The 16,777-nt window shown below is 61.3% G+C and carries 9 protein-coding genes and 1 pseudogene; 8 read left to right on the top strand and 2 right to left on the bottom strand.

Features of this window, described 5'->3' with window-relative positions; genetic code table 11:
* Window positions 1-2: 2 nt before the first annotated feature.
* Window positions 3-293: pseudogene (locus tag ABLE85_RS21895) on the bottom strand (arylsulfatase); the annotation flags it as partial.
* Between the two features lie 525 nt (window positions 294-818).
* On the opposite strand from ABLE85_RS21895, the gene ABLE85_RS21900 reads away from it, so the two are divergent.
* Window positions 819-3,401, top strand: a complete 2,583-nt coding sequence (locus ABLE85_RS21900) for a caspase family protein (protein WP_348794904.1) — start codon at window positions 819-821, stop codon at window positions 3,399-3,401.
* A gap of 422 nt (window positions 3,402-3,823) precedes the next feature.
* The gene (locus tag ABLE85_RS21905; RefSeq protein ID WP_348794830.1) at window positions 3,824-5,062 is read left to right on the top strand and encodes a hypothetical protein; all 1,239 of its coding nucleotides are present in this window, start codon (window positions 3,824-3,826) and stop codon (window positions 5,060-5,062) included.
* On the opposite strand, the gene ABLE85_RS21910 is transcribed toward ABLE85_RS21905, so the two are convergent.
* Window positions 5,029-6,630: a hypothetical protein gene (locus tag ABLE85_RS21910; protein WP_348794831.1), complete on the bottom strand. Its 1,602-nt coding sequence runs from the start codon at window positions 6,628-6,630 to the stop codon at window positions 5,029-5,031. The genes ABLE85_RS21905 and ABLE85_RS21910 overlap by 34 nt on opposite strands.
* A gap of 153 nt (window positions 6,631-6,783) precedes the next feature.
* Between ABLE85_RS21910 and ABLE85_RS21915 the strand changes: the two genes are divergently transcribed.
* The 6 genes from ABLE85_RS21915 to ABLE85_RS21940 all read left to right on the top strand — a co-directional run bounded on the left by ABLE85_RS21915 (window position 6,784) and on the right by ABLE85_RS21940 (window position 16,721).
* The gene (locus tag ABLE85_RS21915) at window positions 6,784-7,374 is read left to right on the top strand and encodes a hypothetical protein (protein WP_348794832.1); all 591 of its coding nucleotides are present in this window, start codon (window positions 6,784-6,786) and stop codon (window positions 7,372-7,374) included.
* Window positions 7,375-7,497: 123 nt separating this feature from the next.
* On the top strand, window positions 7,498-7,875 hold the full coding sequence (locus ABLE85_RS21920) for a hypothetical protein (RefSeq protein ID WP_348794905.1): 378 nt from the start codon (window positions 7,498-7,500) through the stop codon (window positions 7,873-7,875).
* Window positions 7,876-8,095: 220 nt separating this feature from the next.
* Complete coding sequence (locus tag ABLE85_RS21925) at window positions 8,096-10,054, top strand: DUF4384 domain-containing protein (RefSeq protein WP_348794833.1); 1,959 nt, start codon at window positions 8,096-8,098, stop codon at window positions 10,052-10,054.
* 16 nt (window positions 10,055-10,070) lie between these two features.
* On the top strand, window positions 10,071-11,708 hold the full coding sequence (locus tag ABLE85_RS21930; protein WP_348794834.1) for a caspase family protein: 1,638 nt from the start codon (window positions 10,071-10,073) through the stop codon (window positions 11,706-11,708).
* On the top strand, window positions 11,705-14,233 hold the full coding sequence (locus ABLE85_RS21935) for a trypsin-like serine protease (protein ID WP_348794835.1): 2,529 nt from the start codon (window positions 11,705-11,707) through the stop codon (window positions 14,231-14,233). Before ABLE85_RS21930 ends, ABLE85_RS21935 begins: the two co-directional genes overlap by 4 nt.
* Before the next feature lie 91 nt (window positions 14,234-14,324).
* Window positions 14,325-16,721, top strand: a complete 2,397-nt coding sequence (locus ABLE85_RS21940; RefSeq protein WP_348794836.1) for a serine/threonine protein kinase — start codon at window positions 14,325-14,327, stop codon at window positions 16,719-16,721.
* Window positions 16,722-16,777 lie beyond the last annotated feature (56 nt).

The raw sequence follows: 16,777 nt of genomic DNA on the forward strand, positions 1-16,777 counted from the left end.
ATCTTGGGGTCGTTGCGGCCGAGGAAGTCGACGCCCTTGCTCGAGATTTCCTCATCCACCGTTTTGGAACGCTCCACGCAGGCCGTTACATTCGGATCAACCGCACCGGGCGGATCAGAGAAGCCGGGCATTGGCGTGTTCTTGCACGGCGGGGTGATGGCCTGCTCAGTCGGGCTCCCGGTGATGTCCGGGACGCTCAGCTGCTGCATGGCATCGAGGTGATAGAGATTACCCCAATACACCGGGAAATCGTGCGCCGTCGGAAGTGATTCGGTGTGGTCGCACAGATGGTTGCACCGACGGCTTTGGACGATTACCTCGAGGACATAGCCATCGGCGTCGACCGCCCGCCCGCGTGAGCGATGATCTCGGCCGGATAGCGGTGACGCTTGTAATGCACGTCGGCAAGATCGTTCGAACCTGTCATCATGCAAATCGACTATCGACCTCAGCTTGATGACCGGTTAAGGCGACGGTGCCAGTGCCATTCGACCTTGTAATCCTTTGACCAGGCAAGGATCGCATTCGACGTGAACTCCGTGCTGTGGTCGGAAGTGCTGAAGACCGCCGGATCACCTTAAGTTTGGGATGTGACGCGACGATTGACTTTCAAATGGAGCGCCGTTCGCAATGCCGCGGTTGACTGCCCGCCCCCCCGGACAATTAAACTTTGCAATGGCAAGCAAACCCAACGTTGCCGCGGAAAGGAACTTGCTTTTCGACAGACGCCGCAATACTTTTTGCATCTAAATCTGGCCTGCAGATCCCGGCAGGTATTCTTGTAGAATTGAAATTATTTCAATCTTGCGGCCAAGATGATGCGACTGCTTCCGGACGTTGCCGAGTTTTTCAAGTCTCTGGTTCTTGCTGCGGTGCTGGCGGCGTCAGTCACCGGCAATGCCCTTTCTGCTCCAGGGCCAGATGCCGGGAAGCGCGTTGCGCTCGTAATCGGCAACTCGGTGTATAAGGCGCTACCGTCGCTACCCAATCCCGCAAACGATGTCCGCGAGGTCGGAGCAACCCTGCGCGCAGCAGGCTTTGACGTGACCATTGGTGTCGATGTGGATCGGCTCGCGCTCGAGGAGACCGTCCGGCGCTTCCTGCGCTCTTCCCAGGATGCCGAGGCCGGCCTTATCTATTATTCCGGCCACGGAATTCAGGTGGGCGGACACAATTTCCTGGTTCCGGTCGATGCGACGCTCGAAACGCCCTATGACGTCGAGACACAGACGATGCCGCTCGACCTCATCTTCAATCATTTGCGACAGACGTCGCGGGTACAGCTCATCTTCCTCGACGCCTGCCGGAACAATCCTTTCAACGCACAGAAATACTGGATAGCGGAGACATTGCAGCCGGTCGGCGCGACGCGCGGCCTCGCTCGCATCGACAGCAACCTCGGCAGCCTCATCGCCTTTTCGACGGAACCCGGCCAAGTGGCGCTGGACGGCACCGGTTCTCTCAGCCCCTACACGCAGTCCTTCGTCAAGCACGTGAACGAACCCGCCAAGGAGATCCGTCAGATCCTGACCGAAGTGAGGCGCGATGTGATCGCCGCGACTGACGGCAAGCAGGTTCCCTGGGAAAATTCGTCGCTGACCGACAGCTTCTATTTTCGTCCAGCGCCGCCCGCGCCGGTGGTCGAGCCGATGCAGCAGGTGAGCGTGCAAGCCGGCGCAACTGCCGTTGGCCTACATATCATTCCGCCCCGTGACGAGACGGGTTCTGACCTAGCGGTGACGATCAATCAGGTTCCCCAGGTCGGCATCCTTCGTCTTGACGGCAAACCCCTGGAGCAGGGGGCTAAAATAAACGGCGGGTCTTTGGCGAGGCTTTCCTACGACGTGACCGGGGTTGCCTCCGGTACGATCGGACTGATCGGCTACACGGTCACGGACGCCTTCGGCCAGACTGCCCAGGGGGTTGTTGCGATCGCCGTTATGGAGGACACAGGCGCCAAGCTCGCCGAAGAAAAGCGCCGGCAGGAGGAGCAACGAGCGGCGGCGGCCGACTATCTGGGCTCGTTGTCGCGCGATGTTTCGGCGACGGTCGGTGTCGGTCCGGTACCTGGCGGTCTGCCGGCTGCGCCGGAAGCGGCGGAAAGGTTGGCGGTCAAAGTAATGGCCCTGCCGGAAAAGGGCATCCTTAGAGCCGGCGACCGGGTAATCGGCCAGGGCCATATTCTTGACGCGGCCGACATACCGCTTCTTTCCTATGAACCGCAGGTCGGCTCCGACGGTGCATCCTACTCGCTGACGCTGGCCGCAGCCAGCGATGACATCGAGCCGGCTACCATCGTCCTCAAGCCAAAGCTCGACCCTTGCGACTTTGCAGCCGCCGCGCCGCTCGATCTGCAGGGTGTGACGGCAGGCAAGCTGCCCAACGAGATCGATCCGGCAGTCGCATTGCCTGCCTGCACGGAGGCGACGAAGACGTATCCCGCGGTCGCGCGCTTCGTCTACCAGCTCGGCCGTACCGAGCTTGCCGACCGCCAGCCGAAAAAGGCATTCGAGACGATCCGCAAGGCTATGGACGCTGGTCATGTGCGGGCGAGCGAGCACCTCGCGAGCCTTTATATGCTCGGCGTCACTGGCCAGCGTGATCCAGCCAGAGCCACAGCGACTGCCCGCCTTGGCGCCGACAAGGGTGATCCTTACGCGCTCTACAGCTTCGGCAAGAACCTCTACTACGGGTACGGTACCGAGGCCGATCCGCAAAAGGGACTGCAGCTAATGCTGCAGGCTGCCGATCTCGGCCATACATATGCGATGAACGAGCTCGGCCACATTTTCCTCAACGGCATCAAGATTGCCGCCGATCCCGAACGGGCGATCCGCTTCTACGAGGCTGGCGTCGAGCGCAACGATATCTATTCCATGAACAATCTTGCGCTCGCCTATCGCAACGGAAAGGGTGTGCCGGCCGACCTCGACAAGGCGGTCGAGCTGTTTACGCGTGCCGCGGAGGGAGGCCAGCCTTATGCGCCGACTAACCTCGGCCGCATGTATCGCGACGGCGTAGGTGTAACGAAAGATCTGGCCGTTGCCGCAAAATGGCTGGAAATGGGAGCCGAACGTGGCGACTACTGGGGCGCTTTCGATCGCGCTCACCTGGCCCTGTCGGACGATACCGGCGAACCGGATTTCGTGACGGCGGCGCGTTTTCTGGCGCTTGCCAGCGCAGTCAACCGGCCAGGCACCGGCGACGCAGACAATCGCGCCCAAAAGGAGCTGGCGAAGCTGCCAGCGCAAGCAAAGAAGAAAGCTGAAGAAGCTCTTTCAGACGAACTCTCCCCGACTGAGAAAAAGACCCTTCCGAAGGCGATATCGGCAGATGAACGGCTTATCCGACTTGCGAAGGCCGGATGGATCAAACGTAACCCCAGATATGACCTGTTTTGAGGCGACAAGCGAGGCATCAAGCATGCATAAGCTTTTCATACGCATCTTGTTATGTTCGGCATTCGCGGCAACCATCACCGCCTCTCTCCAAAGTTGCAGCATGACAAGAGTAGCCATTCCGGTCGTCATGCAGCCCGCTGCGCGGACCACTGTCCATACCGGCGTCGGCGACTCCAGCGCCGGCCGGTCGCAAAACCCGGGAAACAGCAGTTCTTCGAGCGGATCGTCGGGTTCAAGCAGCAGTTCATCGAGTTCCAGTTCGTCCGGCTCGAGCGGCAGTTCATCCAGTTCCAGTTCTTCCAGTTCGAGCGGTAGTTCATCGAGTTCCGGTTCTTCCAGTTCCGGCGACGGCTGGGGCGGCCAATGACCGCTCAATCGCCTGCAGGCAAGCAGCGCGAACTCCCGCGCGCTCCATAGGTGGGATGTTGACGCAGGTCGCAACGCTGGTCGCCGTCGTCGCCAGTATAGCGCTCACCTTTCGTGTTGAGCACGATCCAGGCACGGCCATGATAACAGTGACCGCAAGTGTCCTTGCGGCTTGGCTGTTGGCCGAAGGGGTGCCGACGCTGGTAAGATTACACGGACAGGCGCCCAAGCGCACCGAACCGTGGCAGGCGTTTTGGAAGAGAATCGTCACGAAACTCGTGGGGCTTGGCGCCCTGTCGGGGCTTGTCATCATTGCCTGTTTCTGCTTTCCCTTCTTCGCGAATTCGAGGGCTGTCACATGGCTCACGGAGTCTTTTCCCGGCCTGCTGGTGCCGATGGCGGTTCTAGTGCCGCTTACCGTCGCCTATTTTGTGCTTGCGGATCGCTATTCGGACGACCCTGACGACTATCTCCATCAGGTGGGGCGGGCCGTCCTGATGCGGGAATTCCGCGAAGCCGATATCGGCCTCGCATTGCGCATTCTCGTCATCAAATGCTTCTTCCTGGTCCTGATGTTCTCCAGCGGCATGGCGATCTTTGAGTGGTTCTTCGACAATCCGTTCGCTGGACGCCCCTTCCTCTCAGAGGCCTGGTTCGAGGCGGCGGTCCGGGCTGTCTACCTTGTCGATGTCGTTTTGGCGGCAGGCGGATACTTCGCCACTTTCAAGCTGTTTGGCTGGCATGTGCGCGCCACGGAGACGAGCCTCCGGGGTTGGGTCGCCTGTCTTGTCTGCTACGAGCCATTTTTTCCAGCGCTCTCAAATGGCTTCGTCCCCTATGGGGAAGGACCGGGCTGGGACTCCATGCTGGCGGAGGGATCCGCACTCTTTGTTGTTTGGAGCATCGCGATCCTCTTGTGCCACACAGTCTATGTGTGGGCCACACTGGCGCTGGGACCGCGCTTTTCCAATCTGACGCATCGGGGCATCATCACCAATGGTCCCTACCGCTTCGCCAAGCACCCGGCCTACCTTGCCAAGAACGCGGCCTGGTGGCTCTTCTCGCTTCCCGGCTTCGTCGCCAGCGGTTTTCCGGAGGGGGTCGTTCGGGCCGGGATGCTCGCGATCGTCAGTTTCATCTATGTTCAAAGGGCCATGGCAGAGGAACGTATGCTGAGCACCGATCCCGTCTACAGGGCCTATGCGGACGAAATCGCGGCTCGTAGCCCGTGGCGAGCGGCAAGACGGTTGGCTGTCCTCATTCAGGAATCGATCCCCTTGAAGCGGACGGGCTGATAACCCCGCATCAGAAGACCCACCAGCGGATAGACGTTGCGGCAGACGCGGCCCTTGCAGGCATTGGGCGAGGCTTCCATGACCTCCACCTTGCGGTCGTCGGTAAAGCGCATGAACAACATGACATGCGAGCCGGGCTTGTTCAGCGCGTCGCCCGGCTGCAGCGACCAAGGATTGGAAAGTCGACGTGTGATCTGGGGGATCGCCCGTGTCGCAACATGCGTCTTCAGGCCCCAGGCCTCACTCACGAAGCCAGAGCAATCCACGCCCAGGACGTTGGACTGCGGCGCACTCTTGGTACACACGTTGCCAGCGATACGGCCTTTTTCGATGCCGCTGACGAAATCCTCGAGCGTAGTCTTGCAACCCCAGCAATAGGGAACGCCGGTAACCTCCTGGCCAAGCTTGCCGACGAGGTAACGGGGGCGGCGAAGACGATCGAGGTTGGCGCAGCCGGGGCCGGGATTCTTGCCATAGGCGCTCGGCGTCACTCGCCAGTTGATACCTTCGAAAGCAAACGCGCGTTCGATGATGTCGTTTCGGGTCTTCGGCACAACCGCGAGCTTCGGCGCCTTGCCGGGCTTGCCCTCGCGTATCGGTTGGGCGGGCCGTTCTGCCGCCAGCTTCTGCCCCGGGACCCGACCGGCGAGGCGGAGCACCTGGGCCCTGCCTTGCTCGGAACGCAGGAAAAGCACGTCGCCACGCGGACCGATGGCGACGAATCGGCGCGAGAAAACGGTATCTGGACCGATCGGCAGATCAAAGACACGTTCCACAGTCCCGTCAGGCGTGAAGCGCACAACCATCATGCCGCCTCTTTGCGGCGCACCTGAGGGAATCAACTCCACCAGCGCATAGGGTCTTCCCGTCGCATCGACGTCTAGAATCTCGACCGTTCCCACCTCGTCTTCGGCAGATAGGTCGAGAGATGCGAAATTGACCTCCGACCCGCGCAGGCGCAGCAGGACCCGCACCGAATAGACCGAAGGGATGGAAACTTCGGCAACGATGTCGCCCAGTCCCCGGCTCGGTACATATTGCGTGACAGATGGCCGCGAGCGGTTTTCCGCGCTTCTGCCGATGTCATCCATGATGCTGTTGAGAGGTCCGGCAGGCGAAGAGCCCATCGAGGCGAAAACGGAACGCGCATATTCGTCGGACTCCTCACTTTCCGCGACACGCAGCGTCTGAGAGCGGCCTTCCTCACCCGACCTTTCGAGCGGCACAATGCCATCTGACCAGAGGTAAAGACCATCGTGAATGACGGCGAGGTCCTCGGCTGCCATGTCTTCAGGCAACGGCAGGATCGACGGCTCCGCCTGGGAGCGCTCGGCGTTCACTGCGATGACCCTGTTGTTGTTCTGGTCGAGGATATAGATCGTGCCCTCGTCGCCCACAGTTATCGCGGCGGGGCCGGAGGCCTCCACCTCTTCATTGGCGGGTATGATGCCGACCGAGCGGGCACCACTGCCGCTGCGAAATTCGATGACCGTTTCGTCCTTGGCGAGAACGGGCGTTGCGAACACGACTGCTGCGACAACCGGAAAATGCCAATTGAACCAGCGCATTGTCCTGCCCTCATGGTCAGCCCGATATTATATAAAAGGTAAAATAGATATCGCGCCCCGGCAAGAACAGCGGCTCCAAACAATTTGGAGATCATGGCGTGCAATAGTACAAAGACTTGACGACGCAGAGCTTTCCCGGCAAGGAGGCCGCTCATGCTGGAATGGACAGGTAATGAGCTTGCGCTCGACGTGAGCGTTCTGGAACAGGTCCGTGCGGCGAGGATCGATTTTTCAGATCGCGTTTGCGCTGCTTCGTTTCGCGACGACGAAAAGCACCTGGCCCAGCTCCGCTCGGAGTGCACCTATCTGATGGCCGAGTTTCTCTATTCGATGAAGGTCTTCGGCATCACCACGATCGAGGACGTCGAACGCTTCGTCGATCTGCACAACGACTACATCGTCACGCTTACCCGCGATCCGGCAAAACTGAGGCGGCTTGGCCTTACCGCCGAGCGAGCGCTGGCCGCCATGTTCACCGCCGACACGAAACCCAGGCTCATCCAGAACTGGTCGGAGCGAGCAGGCGCGATCGACCAATCCAATCTTTCGCGCTTTCTCTTCTCGGTCATGTCCAGCGAGACGTGCCGCAAGACGGTGATTGATTTCGAGGCGGCCGGTTTCATGTGCCGCAAACGTTCCCCTTACGGTACCGTAGTCGTCTGGTCGACAGGAAAGATCGAGGAAATTTTTGGCGAAATGCTGCGCGACCTGCGACGTAGTCTGGGGGCGCTCAAGGTTCTATAGATGGGCCGCCATTCGAATTTTCGCCCTCCCAGCGTCTTGGAGGCGGAGCCGTTGCCATCGCTGCCCGCTCTACTTATTGTCGACACGACGCAATCGACGGCCTTGATACGGATTGAAAAACCGATGACCAAGTCCAGACTGCTAGTCTTCACCTCCGGTCTTTGCCTGTCGGTTTGCTGTGCCGGTTTCTCCTATGCCGGTGAGGCCGAGGATGCGCTGTCCGCTCGCAATCCGGCGCTTGCCGAGCTTCGCGGGAAGGACGCGAATGCATTCGCGGCGGCGGCGGCCGTCATAATCGAACAGGAACGTCAGCTTGGTCTCGAGCCGGGCAGCGACCTCCCGCCAGATACGGCTTTAGGCGGCCGTGGCATGGGGGGTGCCCCGGGCCGGGAATTTACCACCGGCAACCCGGATATCCTCTGGCTCTACAATTCCTCGCCCGAGGGCATGAGCGACCTGATCTCGATCCTCAAATCGGCCGGCCAAAAGCCGAAACCATAATTTTAAGCTGACGCCCTCCTGTTTAGTTTTCGCATCGGCGGCTGATTGCCAGAATAGCCGTGACGTAAACGGCCTTTCCTTTTTCTTATTCCTGCGCTTCCAGGCTCCAAGTCAGTTGGAACCTTCCATCTGCCAAGTAGAGCGTCGCCACATCAATTTTGCGAGGAGATGCTATTCTCATCAACGATACAGTGTGAGATTGTTCGAACAGGAGGTTTCCATGCAGAACCGCAAAGCCATCCTAGCAGCAGCCACCTTTCTCTGCCTGTTCCCTCTTGCTCCTGTTTCACTCGCACAGTCCGAAGGCGGCCTGGCAGCAACTTCCGCGCAGGCCGGTCCGGTCACCGTGACCTTCGATCGCGCCGAAGCCAAATATGCCATCGGCGAGATCGTCGGCCTCTTCATCCAGTCGAGCGAAAACGCCTTCGTAACAGTGCTGAACGTGTCGCCGAATGGCAATGTCGTCAAACTGTTTCCCAACAAGTTCCAGCCCGAAAGCCTGGTTCCCGCTGGCGAGCGAGTGCAGGTGCCGGACCCTGCGAGTGGCGCGCAGTTGCAGGTGTCCGGGCCCGTCGGGCAGGAGCAGATCAAGGTCTTCTATTCCAACAAGCCGCTCGACATATTCGCCGATATCGGCGGAGGCAGCGACGGCATGTTCCGTTCGATCGACGGCGGTATGGACGAGGTTTCACGCAGCCTCGATCAGGCACGCAGTCTCGGCGCGAAAATCAAGAGCCGCACGCTCACCCTCACCACGGTCGAAAGCCTGCCCGCCCCCGCCGTGACGGGCACATCGGAACCTGAAACAACGAAAGCGATCGAGGAGACCACGTCGCCCGCGAAGCCCGCCGACGATACCCCAGGCAAGCCGAAACCCTCGCAGACCGCGACGGCGGCCGAGCTTCCGAAGAAGAAGCCTGAAACCAAGCAGGTTGCGAGCAACAAACCGAAACCGAAGGCCTACCACGTCGCGCCCAAGCTGGCCCCCGGCCAGGTTCTCGCCGCTGACGAACTGGAACTCGTAGGCAAGGCACCCAACACCAAGACCATCTTTGCTTCCTCGTCGAAGCCCCACCAGTCGCAGGCGGCACAACAGGCCCCGCAAATGCAGCTTCCGCAGTTCCAGATGCCGCAGATGCAGATGCCCCAAATTCAGATGCCGCAAATCCAGCTACCGCAGCTGCAGTTGCCCGGCGGCATGCAGCTTCAGCTTCCGCAACTTCAGATCCCGACCGGACGCTCCGCCGAGCGGGAGGAGACTGCTGGAACCGCAACGGCGCTGGCGAGCGCGGGAGCGCCCCAGGTCTGCGTCCAAATGCTGGACAAGCTGAACGCCTCCATTACTGCGAAGGACATAGCGACCGCCGCGACCGACGCGGACGCCATTGCGGTAAGCGCCGAATGCGGCCAGTTCCAGATTGTGGCGCAGCGTCGGATCGCCACAATGCGCCTTTCAACTGCCCAAGAAATGATGGCGGACGACCGACCGCTCGCCGACTACGAAGCCCTGCTTATTGAGGCTGGGAGTCCCAGGGTTCTCTGGCAGGCCTCCGCCACGCTGGGGGAAGTCCACTTCGACGAGCGCCGGTTCGCCGATGCAGCCGCCGAATTCCAGCAGGCGATCGAAATCATCAAGAATGAAACTCGCACGCCGAAGGCTCCCTCTGCCGATATCATTAAAGACCTCATCCAGCGTGCCGCGCAGGCGCGAATCCTCGCCGCAAATCCGTCGAACGAAAACCCGCAGGGCACTTTCGTGCCAGTCGAGAAGGACCATCGCAGCGGCATGCTGGGGGGCATCTATTCGCAGGACGTTCGCGGCATCAGGCCGGTCTCCATTCCCGTGCCGATCACCTTCGAGTTCAACGAATCCAAGTTCACGCCGATCGGCTCCGAAGCCGCGCAGGAACTGCTGGAAGCGATAAAGGAGCAGAAACCCGGCCGCGTCGTCCTCGTGGGCCACACAGACCGGCGCGGCGGTGACGACTACAATCAGAAGCTCTCCGTGCGCCGGGCGCAGGCGGTCGCGGATTTCCTGAAAAGCAACGGCATCGAGGCGTCGATCGAGGCCGACGGCCGCGGCGCTTCCGAACCGGTCGACGTGGCGACCACCACCGCCAACCTCACCGATGAGGACATCGACGCTCTGAACCGCCGTGTCGAATGGCGGCACGAGTAGGAAAGCGAGGCCGGCCATGCGCACGCGTGTTCTGATGAGATCCGCCGCGTCGGCCCTGTTTTTCCTGACGGCTGCTGTGGGCCATGCGAAAGAAATCACCGCGCCGGAGCACGGCGTCGTCCGGGCGGTTCTGATCGGCATTGACCTCTACCGCAATGTGCCGCCGTTGCGAGGGGCAGTGGCGGATGCCGAGGATCTTTCGCTCTCGCTGCGCTCCGTCGGCGTCGAAGACATGAGCTTACTGAAAAACGGCGATGCCAGCCGCGACAACATCCTGAAGGCGATCGAGAGTGTCACGCAGAGAACGGGGCCGGGCGATCTTGTGGTGCTCGGCATCGCCGGCCACGGCTCGAGCGAGCCGGAACGGCTGAAAGGCTCGAAACCTAATGGCCGCGACGAGGTCTATGTGCTCGCCGGCTTCGACACGCGCCTACCGGGGTCACGGGAGCGAATTTTCGGCGACGAGTTCAAGGCGCTTATCCGTGGACTGGAGGCGAAGGGAGCCGATGTGCTTTTTGTCGCCGACACCTGCCACGCCGGCGGGATGACCCGCGCGGTCGATCCCCGCAGCGAGGAGATCGTCTGGAGGCAGGTACCGTCCTACAAGATCGAGGAGGACGATCTGGCGCCCATCTCCACGACCGCCGATGCACTCGCGACCAGTTTCGATTTCAAACGGCTGACATTTCTCGCCGCCGTCGATGAGAACTCCAAGTCACCGGAAATTTCCATTCCCGGCGTTTCGCAGAAGCGTGGCGCACTGAGCTACGCCGTCGCACGCGCGTTTCAGGGAGCCGCCGACCGAAACGGCGACGGGAAAGTCACACGCCGTGAGCTTTTCGAATACACGCGCCAGGCCGTCTACCAGTTCACCAACCAGCGGCAGAACATCTTTACCGAAAGCCCGCCGGACGACGATCTCGATCGCTCGATTGTCTTCACTTACGCAGGCGCGATGCCGCAAGGCACGGAGGCCGCGCCGGACGCCGGCCAAACGCAGACGCCGTCCGAAGGAAAGTTGACCGACCACGTTGCGGTCGCGGTTCTCGACGGCCGGCCGGTACTTGAAGGAATTGCTCCGGCCGTGACACCATACGAACTCACGGAAGTCGCCGATGCGCGGCTTGTCTTCGATTCTGCCCGGCGAGAGGCCGTCGCAGACGGAGACGTGATCGCCACCGATGTCGGGCCGGAAGATGTTCCCTTCGTGGTCGACCGTATGGCGGCTCTGGCCGCCTTGAAGCGATTGGGCGGGCAAAATCCGGAAACCGTTCGCGTAACTCCGTCCGACAAGGTTCACCAGGCGGGGGAGCAAGCGGGCATCTCAATGCCGGGCATCGCCGGTCGGCATCTTGTCCTCTTCGACGTGGCGGGTGATGGTACTGTGCAGGTCCTTTATCCCGAGGCGCGCGATCCCACCGGGCCGATGCCTGGAGATTTCAACCTCGACCTCAAGGTCGTCGCCCCCTTCGGGACGGATCTTCTTGTCGCCATTACCTCAGAGGCCCCCATGCCTATGCTGGTGGACTTCCTGCGTCAAAACGACCAGCGCCGCGCCGCCGGCGGCGTTGCTACCCAGCTCGAAAAGCTCCTCCCGCCCGATGCGCGCGTCGGATTCTCCGTTCTCTACACGTCCGCCGGAGCCAGGCCATGATCACCGCAGGAAAGCCGACAAGCAGGATCTCTCTGATTGCCGCCGTCATCGCGTTGCTGGCGGCGCTTCCGGCCCATGCGCAGTCCGGCCAGCCCGATGACGAGGGCGACGGCGGTCGCGTCATCGGGGGCCAGCCAGCAAACAAGGGCAAATGGCCCTGGCAGGTGAAGATACTCGCACCCGATCCCGAGCAGCGCGGTCGGTTCGGCGGCCATTGCGGCGGCTCTCTGATTTCACCACACTGGATACTCACGGCCGCCCATTGCGTCACGGACAGCCGCTCGGGACAGCAGGAGCTTTTCGCCCGCGATCTGCTGATCGTCGAGGGTAAATCCAAGATCGACAAGGTGATATCCGTCGACGGCCCTGACAAGCCCGGCCTGACAGTGGCGGATGTGATCGTCCATCCGGACTTCGACCGTAAGGTCTTTGCCAATGACATCGCGCTGATCAAGCTCAGGGAGCCGGCGGTTTCGAAACCGGTCGCGCTTGCCTCCGAGGCGGAAGGGGATATCGAGGCGCCCGGCCATATGGCGACCGTCACCGGCTGGGGCTACACCAAGGCTGATCACGGCTGGGACGACAAGTACTTGGCGACCGTGCTGCAGGAGGTGGAACTGCCGATCGTTTCGCGCGAGGAATGCCGCGCGGGCTATCGCGACAGTTCGATGCGCATGAATCCGATCGATCAGCGCCATATATGCGCGGGCTACGCCAAAGGCGGCAAGGATGCCTGCCAGGGCGATAGCGGCGGGCCGCTTGTTTCGCAGCGCCCCGACAAATCCTGGGCGCAGATCGGCATTGTGAGCTGGGGTGCTGGCTGCGCCGAAGCACGTCATTACGGGGTCTATACCCGTGTCGCTGCCTATCGCGACTGGATCACAAGAATGACCGCTGGCGACGTGCCGGCCGCTTCGTCCGGGCCCGCGGTTGCGAGCGGGGTCGCGACGACCGGACAGGAACAGGACATCGCCGCGCAGCCATCCGCGCAATCTGGCACCATGACGGCGAACCTGACGCTCAAGACACCAGATGCGGATGGTGCAAGCGTCAAAGGTGAGCCGGCTGACTTCACGCCTGCCGATGAACCCGGCCAGAACACACCCCAGCAGGAGCAGGTTTCAATTGCGGCCCCGGAAGCCCAGAGCTCGCCGGGGGACCGGGCACTGCTGATCGGCATTGACGAATACGACATGAAGGAAATGCGTCTCACCGGCTCTGTCGCTGATGTGAAGGCCTTCCAGGGGTTCCTTGTCGGCAAACTCGGCTTACAGGCGGAGCAGATCCATACGCTGACAAACAAGGAAGCGACCCGCGAAGCGATCTTGGCCGAGATCGACGACTGGCTGGTGCGTGGGTCGCGCCCTGGCAGCCGGGTTTTCCTTTATTTCAGCGGACACGGTTCAGAGGAAACCGGTCCTGAAATGACCGCAAGCCCAACCCTTGTCGCTTCGAATGCGCACGTCGATCGCGCCGCCAACAAGTTTACGGTCACGAACCAGATTCGCGAGACCGAAGTAGCGGCCCGGCTGAACAGCCTCAAGGATCGGCGCGTGACGTTGCTGGTCGATGCCTGTCATGCGGGTCCCGGTAGCCGCAGTGCGGTCGCCGCGCCGGCGGCTATGGTGCGCTGTCTCGGGCCGGCGCTCGCTTCACTCAATCCGCCGACGCTGGACGGCGAGGAGGCGAAATTTTCCTTCGGTGGCGAAACGGCGATGGTGTGGTCCGCAGTGAATTCCGGCCAATGGGCGGTGATAGATCGCGAGGCCAATCCGCCGGTCGGCCTCTTCACGCGAAATTTCATCGAAGGTGTGAGCGAGGGGGTGGCCCGCGCCGGCGGCGCCCCGAATGTCAGCAACGCTGCGCTTCTGGACTATGTTCGCCGCAAGTCCGAGGAATATTGCCGCGCCCATTCCGGTGATTGCCGCTTTTCGCCAGTGCCCCAGTTCTATGGTCAGCCTGACGCGCTCGGGCGCGATGTGATCACTGGCGAAGAGCCGAAAACGCCGGTTGCCGCCGTCGAGAACACGCTGAAAACCGACAATGAAGCCGGAGTGGCTGTCGACATCCTGCCGGGGACGTCCGTCAAGATCGGCGAAAAAGTTGCGATGCGGGTTTCATCGAGAAAGTCTGGCTATCTGATACTCGTCGACATCGATTCCTCGGGCAAGCTGACGCAGCTCTATCCCAACAAGCGTTCAATGGGGCTGAAGCCAACAGCCAAAAGCGGAGACAATCGCCTTGACCCCGCTCATCCAGTCGTCGTTCCGGACGAGCGGAACCCCTACACGGGCTTCGAATATGTGGTTGAAGGGCCGGCCGGTGTCGGCATGGTGGTCGCCATTCTGAGCGACAAGCCGATCGAGGTCCTGGACCTTCCGGACATACCGACGCCTCTGGCCGGTCAGCGAGCAGCCCTCAATTACGTCTACGAGCTCGCACGCAGTCTCAGGATCGTCGGAGAAGATGAGGAGAGCGCCAGGGGCAAGTGGTCGTTCGACTCCAAATTCTATCGCATTCATTAGGCCAGGGAGCTGTCATGCCGAGATCCGGTCGCGCAGCACATTGGCCAAGGCAGCTTTTTGATACGACCACTCGGATGCAGGGGACGGATGCATGAGAAGTGATCTGCTGGCTCGCTACGTGATCGGCGAGCCGAACTACGAGAACGAATTCATCGTCTATCCGGCTGAGGACCAGCGGATGAAGCGCTCGGTCTTCATCGTTGTGCCGGATCTGGCGCTCAAGACGGACAAGGGACGCTTCGAGCGGGTGTGGACCTCGATCAACGAGGCCAAGCAGCTTTCGCCCCTGCGTTTCGTGGAAATAGAGGATCTCATTCCTCCCTCTGCGGAGGACGACAATTTCTACATCGTCGAGCGGCGACCGTCCCGGACCCTGCGTCAGTACCTCGATGAACAGGAAATGATCGACTTCGAAAAGGCAGGGGAGATCGGCCGACACATTTTGGAGGGCTTGGCCACGTTGCACGGTGCGGGCTATGCCCACAACGCCCTGACAGACCAGTGCATCTATGTTTCCGAGGATTATTCCGGCCTTTCGGTGCGCATCGGCAACCTGCACCTGATATCGAAAATCGGCGAGCACATCGTGCCGCCCTACGTCCCGGAATTCGGTGCGCCGGAAATCTATTCGAGCGGTATTTTCAGCGCCTCTCCGACGCTCGACATCTATGCAATGGGCATGATCGCCTACAAGCTGTTCCTGCCGCGGCAGACCTATGCCGACGTCTTTCACAGCGTGCTGATCTGGGAGGACGAACACCAGCGGGAACAGAGCTGGAAGAACGTCCATCTCGATCCCTCCAATGTGTTCCCCCGCCTGGATGTCCTTATCCCCGGCTTCCCCGTCGAGCTCGCGGCCCTGATCGAAAGAATGCAAAGCCGTGATCCGGCGGGACGGCCTCCGACAGCGGCAGATGCGCTGCAGGAGTTTCGCAATGTCACCTTCGGCCGCCACATGGCGCCGCAACCGATCGTTCAGGCCGTCGAACCGAAAAAGAAGGCAAGGAAATGGACAGTCGGCAAGATGGCCATGATTGCCGCCCTAGCGGTGATTTGCACCGGTGTCGGCGTCGTGACGGTGCCGAAAATTCTCGGCCCTGACCCGGAATTGGTGGCGAGCGTCGAAGCCTGGAAAGCCGAAGCCGAAAGCCGGCGGGCAAAGGCAGTCGCCGCCAAAGCGCCCGAGCGGCTGGCACAGGATGAAGCCAAGCGTGCCTTCGACCAAGGAGCCGGCTCGATGACCACCGCTGCCGGATCGGTGGAGAGCAGCGACTACGAGAAGGCGCTTGCACAGTACAAGGAAGCCGCGCTCAGCTTCGGCAGCTCGCTGGTGGCGATCGCCAAGGACGATGCCGCCAAGGCGAAAGCGGCGGCAAGCGAGGTGGGCGCTTCAGGCGCTCCTGCATTCGCCGAGGCAGACAAGGGGATGGCGGCGGCCGCCGACAGCGCTTCAGCTGGAGATCCGGGCGCGGCGATCAAGGCGTATGGCACGTCGACGACGGCGTTCGACGGGCTGGCGGAAGCCTTCAGGGCTCTTGCCGATGCACGAAAGGTCGCAACCGAAAAGCACGATCTTGCTGAGCGCATGGGCGCCGGCGATCTGCCCGATTTCGGCAAGACGCAGACCCGTATGACGGAGGCGCAGGAGCAAGCCGGGCAGTGGCAGGCGGCTGAGGCGGCTAAGGGCTACGGCGATGCCGCCCGGCTTTTCGACGTCATGATCACTGACATTCTGGCGGCAAGGGACGATGCGACAGCTTTGAAGGAGAAGGTCGCCAAGCTCAGCGCGTCTATCGTCGATCGCGGTGGCGGATCGGATCCGGAGTTCGCGGCGATCCAGCCGAAGATCGCCGCGGCTGACGAGAGCTTTGGAAAGGAAGCCTACAAGCTCGCGGCCGCCGCCTATCAGCCAATCGTAACCGATCTCGAAACGCTTTCCGCGCGCGGGTTCTGCCCCGTCTCCACCGAACTAGCCTTCGAGAAAATCGAGGCCGGCAGCTATCCTGTCGGCAATGTCCGGCTGATGACCTCCTCGCTTTCCAAGCTGGGCAGCATGCTGGGCGCTGCGAATGGGGCCATTACCATCGAAAAGCCGTTCTGCATCCAGACGCGCGCCGTCACCCGCGCCGACATGGCTGCCTACTATGCCGCCATCTCCGATGCAGAGGGAATGCGCGACTACAGCGATAACCCGCAGCAACCGGCTGACGACGTGCCCTTGCAGGCGGCTCAGGACTACGCAAAATGGGTTTCAGGCCGGCTCAACACCGTTGTTCACCTGCCGTCGGCGATGGAGTGGATGGCAGGGGCAACCAAGATGGCTGGAGACGTGAAGTCAGACACCGATGATATCCTGCTGCAATGGAGCACGACGCCATGCGAAGCCGGCGGCAATGTCGCGTTCCTCGCCCAGGAGGGTTCAACCTTCGTCGTTTGCTCTGATGCTTCCGCCGGCGGACTGTTCCGCATCGCGGCCGAACTACGCTGACGCTTCCACTCGTGAAATAGCCGGGACCTTCGCCGGCCCAGGCTTTTGGGTTCTGT

The organism is Mesorhizobium sp. KR1-2, from assembly GCF_040045035.1.
Classification (GTDB): Bacteria; Pseudomonadota; Alphaproteobacteria; order Rhizobiales; family Rhizobiaceae; genus Pseudaminobacter.

What these genes read in the sequence shown, in the direction of transcription:
- ABLE85_RS21915 (WP_348794832.1), top strand. Translation starts at nt 6,784, where the DNA reads ATGCTGGAATGGACAGGTAATGAGCTTGCGCTCGACGTGAGCGTTCTG.
- ABLE85_RS21920 (WP_348794905.1), top strand. Translation starts at nt 7,498, where the DNA reads ATGACCAAGTCCAGACTGCTAGTCTTCACCTCCGGTCTTTGCCTGTCG.
- ABLE85_RS21910 (WP_348794831.1), bottom strand. Translation starts at nt 6,630, where the DNA reads ATGCGCTGGTTCAATTGGCATTTTCCGGTTGTCGCAGCAGTCGTGTTC.
- ABLE85_RS21905 (WP_348794830.1), top strand. Translation starts at nt 3,824, where the DNA reads ATGTTGACGCAGGTCGCAACGCTGGTCGCCGTCGTCGCCAGTATAGCG.
- ABLE85_RS21930 (WP_348794834.1), top strand. Translation starts at nt 10,071, where the DNA reads ATGCGCACGCGTGTTCTGATGAGATCCGCCGCGTCGGCCCTGTTTTTC.
- ABLE85_RS21925 (WP_348794833.1), top strand. Translation starts at nt 8,096, where the DNA reads ATGCAGAACCGCAAAGCCATCCTAGCAGCAGCCACCTTTCTCTGCCTG.
- ABLE85_RS21940 (WP_348794836.1), top strand. Translation starts at nt 14,325, where the DNA reads ATGAGAAGTGATCTGCTGGCTCGCTACGTGATCGGCGAGCCGAACTAC.
- ABLE85_RS21935 (WP_348794835.1), top strand. Translation starts at nt 11,705, where the DNA reads ATGATCACCGCAGGAAAGCCGACAAGCAGGATCTCTCTGATTGCCGCC.
- ABLE85_RS21900 (WP_348794904.1), top strand. Translation starts at nt 819, where the DNA reads ATGCGACTGCTTCCGGACGTTGCCGAGTTTTTCAAGTCTCTGGTTCTT.